The sequence below is a fragment of the Stenotrophomonas maltophilia genome (genome assembly GCF_039555535.1).
GTDB lineage: Bacteria > Pseudomonadota > Gammaproteobacteria > Xanthomonadales > Xanthomonadaceae > Stenotrophomonas > Stenotrophomonas maltophilia_Q.
Genome location: NZ_CP154630.1, coordinates 823059 through 837170, shown reverse-complemented (window position 1 = coordinate 837170; position 14112 = coordinate 823059). Strand labels below are relative to the sequence as shown.

Here is a 14112-nt window from a genome sequence, read left to right as displayed (position 1 = left end):
GCCTTGGCCTGTACGCGCTAGACTGTTGGTCTTTCTGCCCTTTTTCGCCCCAGACTCATGTCCGAGCACACCCCCGCCAGCCCCGAGACCCCCGCCGACAGCCACGAAAAGCGCGATTTCATCCGCCAGATCGTGCGCGAGGACCTGGCCAGCGGAAAGCACCAGGCGATCAAGACCCGCTTCCCGCCCGAGCCGAACGGCTACCTGCACATCGGCCATGCCAAGTCGATCTGCCTGAACTTCGGCATCGCCGGTGAGTTCAGCGGCGTCTGCAACCTGCGTTTCGACGACACCAACCCGGCCAAGGAAGACCCGGAGTACGTGGCCGCGATCCAGGACGACGTGCGCTGGCTGGGCTTCAGCTGGAACGAGCTGCGCCACGCCTCGGACTACTTCCAGACCTATTACCTGGCCGCCGAGAAGCTGATCGAACAGGGCAAGGCCTACGTCTGCGACCTGTCGGCCGAGGAAGTGCGCGCCTACCGCGGCACCCTGACCGAGCCGGGCCGCCCGTCGCCGTGGCGCGACCGCAGCGTCGAGGAAAACCTCGACCTGTTCCGCCGCATGCGCGCCGGTGAATTCCCGGATGGCGCGCGCACCCTGCGCGCCAAGATCGACATGGCCAGCGGCAACATCAACCTGCGCGATCCGGCGCTGTACCGCATCAAGCACGTCGAGCACCAGAACACCGGCAACGCGTGGCCGATCTACCCAATGTACGATTTCGCCCATGCGCTGGGCGATTCCCTCGAGGGAATCACCCACTCGCTGTGCACGCTGGAATTCGAAGACCACCGCCCACTGTACGACTGGTGCGTGGACAACGTCGATTTCGCCCATGACGACGCGCTGACCCAGCCGCTGGTCGACGCCGGCCTGCCGCGCGAAGCGGCCAAGCCGCGCCAGATCGAGTTCTCGCGCCTGAACATCAACTACACGGTGATGAGCAAGCGCAAGCTGATGGCGCTGGTCACCGAACAGCTGGTGGACGGCTGGGAAGACCCGCGCATGCCGACCCTGCAGGGCCTGCGTCGCCGTGGCTACACCCCGGCGGCGATGCGCCTGTTCGCCGAGCGCGTGGGCATCAGCAAGCAGAATTCGCTGATCGACTTCAGCGTGCTGGAAGGCGCGCTGCGCGAAGACCTGGACAGCGCCGCACCCCGCCGCATGGCAGTGGTCGATCCGGTCAAGCTGGTGCTGGGCAACCTGCCGGAAGGCCACGAAGAGCAGCTGACCTTCAGCAACCACCCGAAGGACGAGAGCTTCGGCAGCCGCGAAGTGCCGTTCGCGCGCGAGGTGTGGATCGACCGCGAGGACTTCGCCGAAGTGCCGCCGAAGGGCTGGAAGCGCCTGGTCCCGGGCGGCGAAGTGCGCCTGCGCGGTGCCGGCATCATCCGCTGCGATGAAGTGATCAAGGATGCCGACGGCACCATCACCGAGCTGCGCGGCTGGCTGGATCCGGAATCGCGTCCGGGCATGGAAGGTGCCAACCGCAAGGTCAAGGGCACCATCCACTGGGTCAGCGCCGTGCACGGCGTGCCGGCCGAGATCCGCCTGTACGACCGCCTGTTCTCGGTGCCCAACCCGGACGACGAATCGGAAGGCAAGACCTACCGCGACTACCTCAACCCGGAATCGCGCCGCACCGTCACCGGCTATGTCGAGCCGGCCGCGGCCAGTGCCGCGCCGGAGCAGTCGTTCCAGTTCGAGCGCACCGGCTACTTCGTTGCCGATCGCCGCGACCACACCGAGGCCAAGCCGGTGTTCAACCGCAGCGTGACCCTGCGCGACACCTGGTCGGCCTGAGGACCTGCGCGGGCGCCGGCACGGCGCCCGCACGACCGCGACGATGATCACCGCCCTGTCCGCCCTGCTCTGGTTCATCTCGCAGCATCCGCTGCTGACGTTCTTTGCAGCAATGGTGCTGGCCGGGCTGGTCTCGTGGTGGCGGCGTTCGCCGGTCTACGCCATCGTGGTGTTTCCGCTGGCGATGCTCAACATCTTCCTCGGCAGCTTCCTCAACGCCACCTTCCTCAATGCGGTGGGCGAGCGCGGTGAAGCGGTGATCGTGAAGGCCGAGGAAACCAATTCCACGCTCAACGAACAGTACATCTGGCGTTACGAAGCGGTGTTGCGCACCGCAGAGGGCCGCGACGTGGAGGTGGTGTTCCATACCAACACCGCCTCGCTGTGGCCGCTGGAGAACGCGATCCGCATCCCGGCGCAGGACCAGCCGTTCGTGGTGAAGTACACCCCGGGCTTTCCGCGCAACTTCGTCATCCTCACCAACGAATCACCGCACGGCATCGCCCAGGCCCGTGCCAGCGCGCGCGAGCGGGTGGAGGTCGCGGCACGCAAGCTGCACTTCAGCCCAGGCAATGCCGACTTCCGCGCGGACTATCGCCGCGAGCTGGATACCTGGCTGCGTGATCATGGCAACGATCCGCAGCAGCAGTCCGACGCACGGCGATATCGCGCAGAACGCGAAGCACTCGATCACTAGCACCAGGCCCGGCCTGGATGCTCCACCCGATCCATCCACAGGCCTGACATGACCACGACGTCCACCGCCCTCCTCCCGCTGCTGCAGCAGGTCCTGCAGGACGCCGGCATCGCCAGCCGCGTCGACGGCAACGCGCTGCTGCTGGACAGCGGCCTGCGCCTGACCCCGCATGCGATGGCGGCACACGCGCGCGACAACGGTGGCTGGCAGACCTCCACGGTCATCGAGGCGCAGCATCCCAGCCTGTTCGCCGATGGCCTGTTCGAGTACCAGCACGCCAACGGTGCCGATGAGCAGGCGTCGCTGCTGTCCGGCTTCCAGACCTGGGTGCGGGTGGACCTGGCTACCCTGCAGACCGCAGTGGGTGCCGACGACGCGCAGGGCCTGCCGATGATGGGCCTGACCTATCCGGCCGGTGACGATGGCGAGGAACACGAGCGTACCGTGGTGCTGGGGCCGTTGGCGCACTACCGTGCACAGGAAGTGGATGCCTCCACCTGCAGCGAGGACGATCATGGCTCCTGCCCCTGCTGCCTGTTCACCCGCAGCATGGAGGCCTTCGACGACCTGCTGAAGGCGCGCCAGTTCCTTGCCATCCGCCTGTTCGCCTCGCGCGATGCCGATGGCCTGTGCGAGGCCGATTGCCGGGTCAATGGCCACGACTTCGCTGCTGCCCTGCCATTGCTGCGCGCCTATGCCGCCAGTTGGCCGCAGGCCGGGCTGGAATTCCGCAAGCAGTACGTGGTGATCCGCACCGGCTCACCCGGCTGACCTGCCCACGCCCGGTACAGGCCGGTGCGGCTACACTGCGCGCCGGTTTCCCAAGCAACCGCACTTTCTTCCATCCCACACGAGGCACCCCCGCGATGCTGTACGCGCAAGTCCACCTGACCCTTCCCGCCTGGATCCACGACCAGATCGACCTGGATCGTCGATATCCGGGCGATGAGGCCAAGGTCGCGCTGGCGATCGAGCTGTCGCGGCTGAACGTCGAACACGCCAGTGGCGGCCCGTTCGGCGCCGTGGTGTTCGGCCCGGATGACAAGGTCATCGCCGCCGGCGTGAACCGGGTGATGCCGCACGCGACCTCACTGGCGCACGCCGAGAACATGGCCTACATGCTGGCCCAGCAGCGCCTGCAGACCCCGCGCCTGAACGCAGTGCTGTCGCCGGTCACCCTGGCCACCAGCTCGCAGCCGTGCTGCCAGTGCTACGGCGCCACCGTGTGGGCCGGCATCGACCGCCTGCTGATCGGCGCCAACTCGGCCGACGTCGAAGAACTGACCCCGTTCGATGAAGGCCCGCTGCCGGCGGACTGGGTCGGCGAGCTCAACAAGCGCGGCATCGAAGTGGTGCAGGGCCTGAACCGCGACGCCGCGCGCAGCGTGCTGCGCGCCTATGGGGAAAGCGATGGCGCCCGTTACTGAAACCGGCATCGGCCTGCTGTGCCTGTGCCGGCAGGGCTTCGAGCCCGAGCTGGCCGGCGAGCTGCAGTTCCGCGCCGGTGAAGCCGGTTTCGCCGGCTATGCACGCACCCAGCGCAATGATGGCTACGTGCTGTTCATGTGCGACGAAGCCGCCGCGCTGGCGCCCCGCCTGCGCTGGCGCGAGCTGATCTTCGCGCGGCAGAAGCTGGTGGTACTGGCAGAGCTGCCGCAGCTGGATCCGAGTGACCGCATCACGCCGATGCTGGAGGTGCTGGCCGATGCGCCGCGCTTCGGCGACCTGTGGGTGGAACATCCCGATTCTGACGCCGGCAAGCCGTTGTCGGGCCTGGCGCGTGCCTTCGGCAATGCGCTGCGCCCAGCGCTGCGCAAGGCTGGCAAACTCAGCGACAAGCCGAACAACCGCTTGCCGCGCCTGCATGTGGTGTTCGTCGACGGCACCCATGCCTTCGTCTGCGTGGCCGACCCGGCCGACAGCGCACCGTGGGCCTTGGGCATTCCGCGCCTGAAGCTGCTGCCCGAGGCCCCCTCGCGTTCGGCACTGAAGCTGGACGAAGCGCTGCTGACCCTGCTGACGCCGGAAGAACGCGAGGCATTGGCCAAGCCAGGGATGCGCGCGGCCGACCTCGGCGCCGCACCCGGCGGCTGGACCTGGGTGCTGACCCGCCAGCACATGCACGTACTGAGCATCGACAACGGCCCGCTGCGCCAGCACGTGCTGGACACAGGGCTGGTCGAGCACCTGCGCGCCGACGGTTTCCACTGGCACCCGGAACAGCCGCTGGACTGGATGGTCTGCGACATGGTCGAGCAGCCGCGCCGCGTCGCCGAGCGCATGGCCACCTGGTTCCGAGAAGGCTGGTGCCGGCACGCGATCTTCAACCTGAAGCTGCCGATGAAGAAGCGCTGGGACGAGACCCGGCTGTGCCTGGACCTGTTCCAGGACCAGGCCGGCAAGCCGCTGGTGGTGCGCGCCAAGCAGCTGTATCACGATCGGGAAGAAATCACGGTGCTGGCCTCGCCGCTGCGCTGAACCCATTGCATCCGCCGGGCATGGCCCGGCGCTACCGGGGAACGGAACCATGCGCTACCACTCGCTCACCCTGCTGATCACTTTGCTGGCAGCCGCACCGGCCATGGCCCAGCAGCTGCCGCACACCCCGGCGCAGAGCCAGCCGCTGGGCCCCACCGGCGGCGCGATCCGCCAGCAATCGCTTGATGCGGGCCGGGTCAGCGGCAGCGTCGAGATTGCACAGCCGGCCGGCGAGGCGCAGGTGACGGTGCGTTCGCTGGAGCCCAGCAGCGTGGTTGGCCAGTACCGCATCCACTTCGCTGCGCTGGACGTGAACGGCGATGGTTTCATCAGCCGTGAGGAAGCGCAGGCGAATCCGGCGCTGGCCGATGAGTTCAATTCGCTGGACCGCAAGCACCGCGGCAAGCTGGACCGTGCCGACCTGGCCGGTTGGCTGGTCGACTGAAAAAGGGGACGGAGGGGATTAAGTCGTTTGTGCCACAAACGACTTAATCCCCTCCGTCCCCTTTTTTGTTCACCGATGCCGGAAGCGTGCCAACCAAGGTTGGCACCTACCAGAGCGGCGTCCCGTGGTTGGTAACACGCCAGCGACGCCCGTCGCGTCGTGCGGCCTGTATTCCGGTCAAACCCCGGCGGCGCGCTTCCAGAACGCCTGCACCAGCGGCGGCCATTTGCCGACGCAACCCAGCGCGCGGCCACGGGCCAGGGTCAGGTGCATCTCATCGTTGGAGAACAGGCGATTGATCGCATCGAAGCTGTAGGCGGCGATGTGGTTGTCGCTGCGCCGTTCGCGGGCCCAGCGCTGCAGGCGCTGCGGCGACAGGCGCGGCTGGCCGCGGCGTTCTGCCGACGGCGCCAGCCACTGCTGCAGAGCGGCTACATCGCGCAGGCCCAGATTCACGCCCTGCCCGGCCAGCGGGTGCACCACATGCGCGGCGTCTCCCAATGCCAGCACACGGCCGGCCACGTAGTGGCGGGCCAGCTGGCGGCGCAACGGGAACGCCGCGCGCGGCGAGGCCAGGCGCAGTTCGCCCAGCCGCGCAGCGAAGGCGCGGGTCAATTCCCGGTTGAACGCCTCCTCGTCCAAGGCGAGCACGCGCGCAGCCTCGTCCTCCGGCAGGGTCCAGACGATCGAGCTGCGGCGTTCGGCCACCGGCAGCAACGCCAACGGCCCGGTCGGCAGGAAGCGCTGCCAGGCCGTGGCCTGGTTCGGCAGTTCACTGTCGACATAGGCCACCACGCCACGCTGGTGGTAGTCATGCTTTTCCACCTCGATCCCGGCCAGCTGGCGCAGGGTCGATTCGGCACCGTCGGCGGCCACCGCCAACGACGCTTCGAGGCGACGACCGTCGTCCAGGCGCAGGCGCACGCCGTCCTCGTCCTGCTCCAGCGCTTCCACCCGTGCCGGGCAATGCAGCTGCACGCCCGCGGCCGGCAGCGCCGCCCACAGGCGGTCCTGCAGCAGGCCGTTCTCGACGATGTAGCCCAGTTCGCGCCGACCGAAACGATCGGCGTCGAACAGCAGATCCTCGCCACCGGCCGCGTCCCACACCTGCATGCGCCGGTAGGGCCACGCGCGGGCCTGCGCGATCGCCGGCCACACGCCCAGGCGGTTCAACAGCTGCACGTTGTCGGCGGCAAAGGCGAACACCCGCAGGTCCGGCTGCGCAGCCTGCCACGGCGCCGGTTCGCGGCCTTCCACCAGCGCGACCGACAGCCCGGCGTCGGCCAGCGCCAGCGCGCACGCGGCACCGACCACGCCACCGCCGACGATGGCCACATCCAGGCGCGCGCGGCGGCTCATGCAGCTTCTCCGCGGCACAACCGCGGCACTTCGCCACGGAAGCCCATCGCGCCACCGACCAGCATCGACTGTACCGAAGCACGTTGTGCGGCCACCAGGCCGAGGCTACGCAGCGGCCGCATCAGCGGTGCCGGGTTGCTGGTCAGCCGCGCCAGGCCTCCGGAGAACGCCACGGTCTGCCGGCGGTCCTCCTCGCGGCGCGCGACATAGGCCTGCAGCAGCGCATCGCTGCCGGCATCATCGATGGAATCTTCCAGCAGCTCGGCCAGGGTCAGCGCATCGCGCAGGCCCAGGTTGAAGCCCTGTGCACCCAGCGGGTGAATGGTCTGCGCGGCATTGCCGAGCAGCACCGTGCGCTCACCGGCCAGCGCGCGCGACAGCACCTGGATGAGCGGATAAGCACTGCGTGGGCCGGATTCGAGCAGACGGCCGGCACGCCAGCCGATCGCATCCTGCAGGCGCTGCAGCCAGGCCGCATCGTCCAGCGCCATCACGGCATCGGCCTGGTCGCGTGCCACGCCATGCACGGTGCCGAAGTGGCGGTCACCCCGCGGCAGCAGCGCGGTCGGACCGGTATCGGTGAAGCGCTCCCAGGCCGTGCCGTCCGGCGCGCGCTGGCTGCGCACGCGGGCCACGAACAGGGTCTGCTGGAAATCATGGCGGTCGACCTCGATGCCCAGTGCACCACGCACGCCACTGGTCGTGCCATCGGCACCGACCACCAACCGTGCCAGCAGCACGCGCTCGCCGGCCGCGTCGGCCACCCGCACCTGGCGGTAGCCGTCAACCACCTCGCCCAGCCCCAGGAACCGCATCGGTCGGTAACGGTGCAGCCGAGGCAGCTCCTGCAGGCGCGCTTCCAGCGCCTGGCCGAAGTCGCGGGCGACCACCACCTGGCCGAACCACGGCCGGTCGTAATCGGCCGCTTCCAGCTGTACACGGCCGAAATCGCCGGCGCGGCTGACGTGGATGCGGCGAATAGGGCCGGGCGACATCGCCAGTTTCTGCATCACCCCCAGCGCGGTCAGTGCGTTGACGGTGGCTGCGGCGAAGCTGAGGTTGCGCTGGTCGAACACCGCCGGCAACTCGCCGGCCGGGCTTGCCTCGAGCAGGCCCACGTCGCGGCCGAGGCGGTCCAGGGCAATGGCCAGGCTGGCGCCGACCAGGCCACCACCGACAATCAGCACGTCATGTCGTTCACTCATGCGTTCATGATACGCGCTCGCCCCGTCTGTACGCCGAACGGCCGCTCCTGCGCCAACCCGCGCGGCGGGCTAGAATGAAACCTGAATCCGCTCCGGGCCCGCCACCATGTCCGACACTGCCAACCGCGCCTTCGTCCTGTCCGTGCTCGTTCTGGTGCTGGCAGCGACCCGGGTCAACCACTTCGCGGCCATCCCCGATGCCTCGTGGGCGGTGTTCTTCATCGGTGGCTTCTACCTGGCGCGCTGGACGCGCTGGGCGTTCCCGCTGCTGATGGTGTTCGCGGTGCTGGTGGACTGGATCGTGATCCGCAGCAGCGGCCTGGACTTCTGGCAGCACTACTGCGTGTCGCCGGGCTACTGGCTGCTGCTGCCGGCCTATTTCTCGCTGTGGGCCGGCGGCATGCTGCTGGGCCGCAACTACCAGACCGCACGCTGGCCGGTGCTGGCCAAGGGCGCACTGCTGCTGGTCGCTTCGGTGGCGGTCTGCCACCTGCTGGCGCAGGGCGGTTTCTACTGGAGCAGCCGCAACGTGGCCGAGCCGACCCTGGCCGGCTGGGCGCAGAACTACGCGCAGTGGTTCGGCCCCTACCTGCGCACCACCGCCATCTACGTGGCGCTGGCTGCCGCGCTGCAGCTGGCCGTGGAGCAGGTGCTGAAGCTCCAGCAGGCCCGCCGCGACATCCGGCACTGAGCCACGCCATGGGTCATCGCCTCTCGCGCATCTACACCCGCACCGGCGACGACGGCAGTACCGGCCTCGGTGACGGCCAGCGTGTCGCCAAGGATGACGCCCGGGTGGCGTCCTACGGAACCGTCGACGAGGCCAACGCCGCGCTCGGCCTGCTTCTGGCGGCTCCGTTGCCGGAAGACGTGCGCGCGCTGGTCGTGCACCTGCAGCACCAGCTCTTCGACCTGGGTGCCGAGCTGTGCATCCCCGGCCACGCCGCGATCCACGCCGCCGATGTGTCGGCATTGGAGCAGCAGTTGGACCATTACAACGCCGGCCTGCCGATGCTGAAGGAGTTCATCCTGCCGGCCGGGGGCGAGGCCGCTGCACGCTGCCACCTGGCACGCACCATTGTCCGCCGCGCCGAGCGCGAGACGGTCACCCTGGCCCGCCACGAAGCCGTGCGCAGCGAGGCGCTGCAGTACCTCAACCGGCTGTCGGACCTGCTGTTCGTGCTGGCCCGGGTGCTGGCCCGTGCCGACGGCCAGGGCGAGGCGCTGTGGCAACCGCAGCAGCGCCAGCGCTGAGTCGGCACGATGCTGGTCTACACCCATCCGTCCTGCCTGCTGCACGACCCCGGCCCCGGCCACCCGGAGTGCCCGCAACGCCTGCAGTACGTACTCGATGCGCTGCATGCGGCCTTCCCCGGCCAGCTGGACTGGCGCGAGGCGCCGCCGGCCAAGTTCGGTGAGCTGACCCGGGTCCACGACAGCGCCCTGCTGGACTTCGTGCTGCAGCCGCAGACCGCGCCGCTGCGCCAGCTGGACATGGACACCTGGACCTCGCCCGGCTCGGCCAGTGCCGCCGTGCACGCCGCGGGTGCCGGCGTGGCCGCGGTCGATGCGGTGATGCTGGGCGACGACCCTCTGGCCTTCTGCGCAGTGCGTCCGCCCGGCCACCATGCCACCAGCAGCACGGCGATGGGCTTCTGCCTGCTCAACAACATCGCCATCGCCGCCGCCTACGCCCGCGACCGTCATGGCCTGGAGCGGATCGCGGTGGTCGATTTCGACGTGCACCACGGCAATGGCACCCAGGACATCTTCCAGCACGATGCCCGGGTCTCGTACTACAGCACCCACCAGGCCGGCCTGTTCCCCAATTCCGGCCTGCGCCGCGACCGTGGCGCCGGCAACCTGATGAACATCCTGCTGCCCCCCGGCAGCGGGGGCTTCCGCTTCCGCAACGTCTGGGCCGACGAGATGCTGCCGGCCATCGACGACTTCCGCCCGCAGCTGCTGCTGATCTCGGCTGGCTTCGACGCCCACCTGCGCGATCCGCAGGCCGACCTGATGCTGGAAACCGACGATTTCGCCTGGATCACCGGTGAACTGCACGCGCTGGCACGGCGCCATGCGGCCGGCCGGGTGGTCTCGATGCTGGAGGGCGGCTATGACCTGCAGGCACTGGCCGAGTGCAGCGTGGCCCATGTCCAGGCCCTGATCTCGGCGGCCAGCGGTGGCACGTCCGGATGAACCCGAACCGGCGGCCACCGGCGCCCTTCATTGCCCCTATGCAAGGGATGGGGCAAGCTACCGTCCGTTTTCGCCCGAATCCGAACCGCGTGCGCCGAGCCCTCCGCCTGCTTCCCCTGCCTCTGAGCATCGCCATCAGCCTGCCGGTGATGGCCGATGAAAAGCCGCTCAACTGGGGCCTGTGCCCGGCCACCGACGTCATCCCCGCGTTCACCGACGCCCCGACCCCGGTCCCCGGCCAGGACAAGGCCAGCGCCGCCGCCGCGCGCGAGCAGCAGCCGACCGACATCGAGGGTGACCAGCTGCTGGGCACCACCACCGTGCCGCAGTACGAGGGCAACGTGGCGCTGCGCCGGGGTGACCAGTTCGTCGGTACCGACAAGCTCAGCTTCGACACCGAAACCGGCAATTACATCGCCGACGGCAATGTCCGCTACCAGGACGGGTCGATCCGGATGGTCGCCAAGCGTGCCGAGGGCAACCAGGAAAGCGACACCCACAAGATCACCGACATCCAGTACCAGCTGGTGTCGCGCCGGGGCAACGGCGATGCCGAGTCGGTCGACCTGCAGGGTGCGGTCGGCCAGATGCACCGCTCCACCTACACCACCTGCGACCCCTCGCAGCCGGTGTGGAAGCTGTCGGCGCCGCAGATCGAAGTGGACAACGACGAGGGCTTCGGCACCGCGCGCAACGCCGTGCTGCGCATCGGCAAGGTGCCGGTGCTGTGGGCGCCGTACTTCAAGTTCCCGATCGATGACCGCCGCAAGACCGGCCTGCTGTTCCCGCAGCTGGGCATGTCCGGGCGCAACGGCTTCGACTACGCCCAGCCGATCTACTTCAATCTGGCGCCGAACTACGACGACACGCTGACCCCGCGCTACATGAGCCGGCGCGGCCTGCTGCTCGACAACGAGTTCCGCTACCTCTACAACGGCGGCCGCGGCGAGGTGCTGACCTCGTTCATGCCCAACGACCGCCTGCGTGACCGTGACCGCGGCCGGGTGATGTTCACCGGCTACCACAACGTGGACAGCCACTGGCAGGCCCGCGCCAACCTGGCCTGGGTCAGCGACGAGCGCTATGTCGAGGATTTCGCCAACCGCCTGGTGGGGGTGACCGCCTCCAACCTGCAGAGCACGGTGGGCCTGTATGGCACCGGCACGAACTGGACGGCCGGCATCATGGCCGACCGCTGGCAGCTGACCGACTACACCCTCGACGAGCGCGCCCTGCCCTACAACCGCCAGCCGCGCCTGTACTTCAACTGGGACAAGCCGGTCCGTTCATGGCTGGAAACCGGCATCTACGCCGAAGCCGTGCGCTTCACCCACGACGACATCAACTTCAAGAACGCCGTCGGCACCGGCGAGGATCTGCAGTACACGCGGACGGGCCAACAGCTCACCTCCGGCGTGGGTGTCAGCGGTGGTTCGCGACTGGACGTGAAGCCGTATGTGTCGTTCCCGATCAGCGGCGCAGCCTGGTATGTGACCCCGACCCTGGCCTACCGCTACACCGCCTACCAGCTTGATCGCGGCCTGGTCGACGGCGTCAACGGCATCCAGGCCCAGATCCTGCGCTCGCAGGGCATCGATCCGGCCACGGCCACGCCCGAGCAGCTGCGCGGCAATACCTCGCCCAGCCGCAGCCTGCCGATCGGCAGCATCGACGCTGGCCTGTTCTTCGACCGCGAAACCAGCATCCGCGGCAAGTCCTTCCTGCAGACCCTGGAACCGCGCCTGTTCTACCTGCGCACGCCGTACCGCAACCAGGATGAGCTGCCGATCTTCGATACCCGTGACTTCACCTTCAGCTGGGGCCAGCTGTTCCGCGATTCGCGCTATACCGGCGCCGACCGCCAGAACGATGCCAACCAGCTGACCCTGGCGCTGAGCACCCGCTTCATCGACCAGACCACCGGCAAGGAGCGCTTCTCGGCCTCCATCGGCCAGATCCAGTACTTCGATGAATCGCGGGTCAGCACCACCCCGGGAGGGGCGCCGGTGGAAAAGGGCAAGTCGGCCTGGATCGCCGACGGCAACTACATGATCAACGACCGCTGGACCCTGGGCGCCACCTACCAGTGGGACCCGAAGTACAAGCGCGAGGATCTGGCCAGCGTCCGTGCCCGCTACCTGATGCCCAACGACGGCGTGGTCAACCTGAGCTACCGCTACCGCATCAACGCCGGCGCGCTGCCCGGAGCCAACAAGCATGACCGCACCCTGCTGGAGCAGGCCGACCTGTCGTTCCTGTATCCGCTGAATGCGCGTTGGAGCCTGGTCGGCCGCTATTACTACTCGCTGCAGGACAAGGAGCCGCTGGAAATCATCGGCGGTGTCCAGTGGGACAGCTGCTGCCTGGCCGTGCGTGTGGTCGGCCGCCGCTATGTTCGCAATCGCGAAGGCGAGATGAACAACTCCATCCAGGTGGAGTTCGTACTGAAGGGCCTGAGCTCCATCGGCCAGGACACGGACCGCACTCTGCGCCGTGCTATCCTCGGCTACAACCGCGACGACCTCTATCTCGTGCCGCCCAGCAACACCGGAGCGACCCGCGATGACTACGATCCGAATCTGATCCCATGACCAAGCGCTTCCCCTTTCTACTCGCCTCGCTGCTGGCGGTGTCCAGCGTGTCCGCCCCCCTGCAGGTGCTTGCCCAGGAGGCGCAGCCGCTCGACCGCATCGCCGCCGTCGTCGATGAGGACGTGATCCTGCAGAGCGAGCTCCAGCGTGCGATCGCCAACATCAAGGCGCAGTACGCCGGACGGGAAAATCAGCTTCCGCCGGAAGACGTGCTCAGCCGCCAGGTGCTCGAGCGCCTGGTGCTGGTCAAGCTGCAGGTGGCCCGCGCCCAGGGCAGCGGCATCCGTGTCAGCGACCAGGAACTGAACCAGGCGATGAATTCCATCGCCCAGCAGAATGGCTCGAACCTGGACGCCCTGCGTCAACGCCTGGCCCATGACGGCATCGACTTCAACGATTTCCGCGCCTCGGTGCGTGACGAGATCACCGTGCAGCGCCTGCGCCAGAGCTTCGCGCAGAGCCGCATCAGCGTCAGCGAGGGTGAAGTCGACGCCGCGCTGAAGCAGCAGGCCACGGTGGGCAACCAGTACCACCTGGCGCACATCCTGATCGCCCTGCCGGACGGCGCCAACGCCGACCAGATCGCCACCGGCCAGAAGAAGGCCGATGGCGTGAAGGCCCTGCTGGACAAGGGCGAGCTGGACTTCAACGCAGCGGCCGTGCGCTATTCGGACAGCCCCAACGCGCTGGAAGGCGGCGACCTGGGCTGGCGCAGCCTGGATGAAATCCCGCAGGCGTTCGCGCAGATGATGGAAAAGATGAAGCCTGGCGAAGTGGTCGGCCCGATCCGCGGCCCCAGCGGCTTCCAGCTGCTGAAGCTGGTGGAAGTGCGTGACGCCAGTGCCACTGCCGGCGCCAGCACCGTCACCGAGTACCACGGCCGCCACATCCTGGTGCGCGTGGACGACCACCAGACCGACGCGGCCGCCAAAGCCAAGATCGATACCCTGCGTGCCCGCATCGCTGGCGGCGCGGACTTCGAGACCGTGGCCAAGGAGTCCTCCGAGGACAACAACAGCAAGGGCCAGGGCGGCGATCTGGGCTGGTTCCCGGCCGATGCGTTCGGTCCGGCCTTTGGCCAGCAGGTGACCGCTATCCAGGACGGCGGCGTCAGCCAGCCGTTCCGCACCGATGCCGGTTGGCACATCCTGCAGCGCGTGGCCACTCGCCAGACCGACGTGACCAACGACAACCAGCGTTCCCAGGTCCGCGAGACCATTGGCCGCCGCAAGCTGGAAGACGAGTACAACCGCTTCCTGCAGGAACTGCGTGGCGAAGCCTACGTCAGCTTCCGCACCGGTGACCGCGCGGAAAACACCGCCACGCCGC

Annotated in this window: 12 protein-coding genes and 1 pseudogene; 11 read left to right on the top strand and 2 right to left on the bottom strand. The window is 68.3% G+C overall.

All coding sequences use genetic code 11. From position 1 onward, the window contains the following. Nucleotides 1-57: 57 nt before the first annotated feature. From AASM09_RS03745 to AASM09_RS03720, 6 genes are all read left to right on the top strand, one after another. Nucleotides 58-1806, top strand: a complete 1749-nt coding sequence (locus AASM09_RS03745) for a glutamine--tRNA ligase/YqeY domain fusion protein (protein WP_049428810.1) — start codon at nucleotides 58-60, stop codon at nucleotides 1804-1806. 43 nt (nucleotides 1807-1849) lie between these two features. Then, on the top strand, nucleotides 1850-2503 hold the full coding sequence (locus tag AASM09_RS03740; RefSeq protein WP_049428811.1) for a membrane protein: 654 nt from the start codon (nucleotides 1850-1852) through the stop codon (nucleotides 2501-2503). Nucleotides 2504-2551: 48 nt separating this feature from the next. Beyond that, complete coding sequence (locus AASM09_RS03735) at nucleotides 2552-3274, top strand: DUF6348 family protein (RefSeq protein ID WP_049428812.1); 723 nt, start codon at nucleotides 2552-2554, stop codon at nucleotides 3272-3274. Nucleotides 3275-3369: 95 nt separating this feature from the next. Continuing rightward, nucleotides 3370-3930 carry a nucleoside deaminase gene (locus tag AASM09_RS03730; RefSeq protein ID WP_004154307.1) on the top strand — a complete coding sequence of 187 codons (561 nt, stop codon included), beginning with the start codon at nucleotides 3370-3372 and terminating at the stop codon, nucleotides 3928-3930. Next, entirely contained in the window at nucleotides 3914-4981 is a 1068-nt protein-coding gene (gene rlmM, locus AASM09_RS03725) for a 23S rRNA (cytidine(2498)-2'-O)-methyltransferase RlmM (RefSeq protein WP_049428813.1), read from the top strand. Before AASM09_RS03730 ends, rlmM begins: the two co-directional genes overlap by 17 nt. Before the next feature lie 49 nt (nucleotides 4982-5030). Beyond that, the gene (locus AASM09_RS03720) at nucleotides 5031-5426 is read left to right on the top strand and encodes a hypothetical protein (protein ID WP_049428814.1); all 396 of its coding nucleotides are present in this window, start codon (nucleotides 5031-5033) and stop codon (nucleotides 5424-5426) included. A 177-nt stretch (nucleotides 5427-5603) separates the two neighbouring features. Here the strand turns inward: AASM09_RS03720 and AASM09_RS03715 are convergent, their stop codons facing one another. Both AASM09_RS03715 and ubiH read right to left on the bottom strand, forming a co-directional pair. Beyond that, nucleotides 5604-6785 (bottom strand): UbiH/UbiF family hydroxylase, encoded by a 1182-nt coding sequence (locus tag AASM09_RS03715; RefSeq protein WP_049428815.1) that lies wholly within the window; start codon nucleotides 6783-6785, stop codon nucleotides 5604-5606. After that, nucleotides 6782-7990: a 2-octaprenyl-6-methoxyphenyl hydroxylase gene (gene ubiH / locus AASM09_RS03710; protein ID WP_049428816.1), complete on the bottom strand. Its 1209-nt coding sequence runs from the start codon at nucleotides 7988-7990 to the stop codon at nucleotides 6782-6784. The genes AASM09_RS03715 and ubiH overlap by 4 nt, the downstream gene beginning before the upstream one ends. Nucleotides 7991-8096: 106 nt before the next feature. Here ubiH and AASM09_RS03705 point away from each other — a divergent pair, with 106 nt between their 5' ends. The 5 genes and pseudogenes from AASM09_RS03705 to AASM09_RS03685 form a co-directional block, all read left to right on the top strand. After that, a complete protein-coding gene (locus AASM09_RS03705) occupies nucleotides 8097-8681 on the top strand; it encodes a hypothetical protein (RefSeq protein ID WP_049428818.1) in 585 nt (194 codons plus the stop codon). Between the two features lie 8 nt (nucleotides 8682-8689). Next, nucleotides 8690-9244 carry a cob(I)yrinic acid a,c-diamide adenosyltransferase gene (locus AASM09_RS03700; RefSeq protein ID WP_049428822.1) on the top strand — a complete coding sequence of 185 codons (555 nt, stop codon included), beginning with the start codon at nucleotides 8690-8692 and terminating at the stop codon, nucleotides 9242-9244. Between the two features lie 9 nt (nucleotides 9245-9253). Continuing rightward, nucleotides 9254-10192, top strand: coding sequence for a histone deacetylase family protein (locus AASM09_RS03695; protein ID WP_049428824.1), 939 nt, complete (start codon nucleotides 9254-9256; stop codon nucleotides 10190-10192). Between the two features lie 89 nt (nucleotides 10193-10281). Further along, a complete protein-coding gene (gene lptD, locus AASM09_RS03690; RefSeq protein ID WP_080354993.1) occupies nucleotides 10282-12783 on the top strand; it encodes an LPS-assembly protein LptD in 2502 nt (833 codons plus the stop codon). Continuing rightward, nucleotides 12780-14108, top strand: a pseudogene (locus AASM09_RS03685) (peptidylprolyl isomerase); the annotation flags it as partial. The gene lptD and the pseudogene AASM09_RS03685, both read left to right, overlap by 4 nt. Between the last annotated feature and the right edge of the window lie 4 nt (nucleotides 14109-14112).

Coding starts and splice junctions, on each gene's coding strand:
- rlmM (WP_049428813.1), top strand. CDS start 3,914: ATGGCGCCCGTTACTGAAACCGGCATCGGCCTGCTGTGCCTGTGCCGG.
- AASM09_RS03700 (WP_049428822.1), top strand. CDS start 8,690: ATGGGTCATCGCCTCTCGCGCATCTACACCCGCACCGGCGACGACGGC.
- ubiH (WP_049428816.1), bottom strand. CDS start 7,990: ATGAGTGAACGACATGACGTGCTGATTGTCGGTGGTGGCCTGGTCGGC.
- AASM09_RS03745 (WP_049428810.1), top strand. CDS start 58: ATGTCCGAGCACACCCCCGCCAGCCCCGAGACCCCCGCCGACAGCCAC.
- AASM09_RS03740 (WP_049428811.1), top strand. CDS start 1,850: ATGATCACCGCCCTGTCCGCCCTGCTCTGGTTCATCTCGCAGCATCCG.
- AASM09_RS03695 (WP_049428824.1), top strand. CDS start 9,254: ATGCTGGTCTACACCCATCCGTCCTGCCTGCTGCACGACCCCGGCCCC.
- AASM09_RS03735 (WP_049428812.1), top strand. CDS start 2,552: ATGACCACGACGTCCACCGCCCTCCTCCCGCTGCTGCAGCAGGTCCTG.
- AASM09_RS03715 (WP_049428815.1), bottom strand. CDS start 6,785: ATGAGCCGCCGCGCGCGCCTGGATGTGGCCATCGTCGGCGGTGGCGTG.
- AASM09_RS03730 (WP_004154307.1), top strand. CDS start 3,370: ATGCTGTACGCGCAAGTCCACCTGACCCTTCCCGCCTGGATCCACGAC.
- AASM09_RS03720 (WP_049428814.1), top strand. CDS start 5,031: ATGCGCTACCACTCGCTCACCCTGCTGATCACTTTGCTGGCAGCCGCA.
- AASM09_RS03705 (WP_049428818.1), top strand. CDS start 8,097: ATGTCCGACACTGCCAACCGCGCCTTCGTCCTGTCCGTGCTCGTTCTG.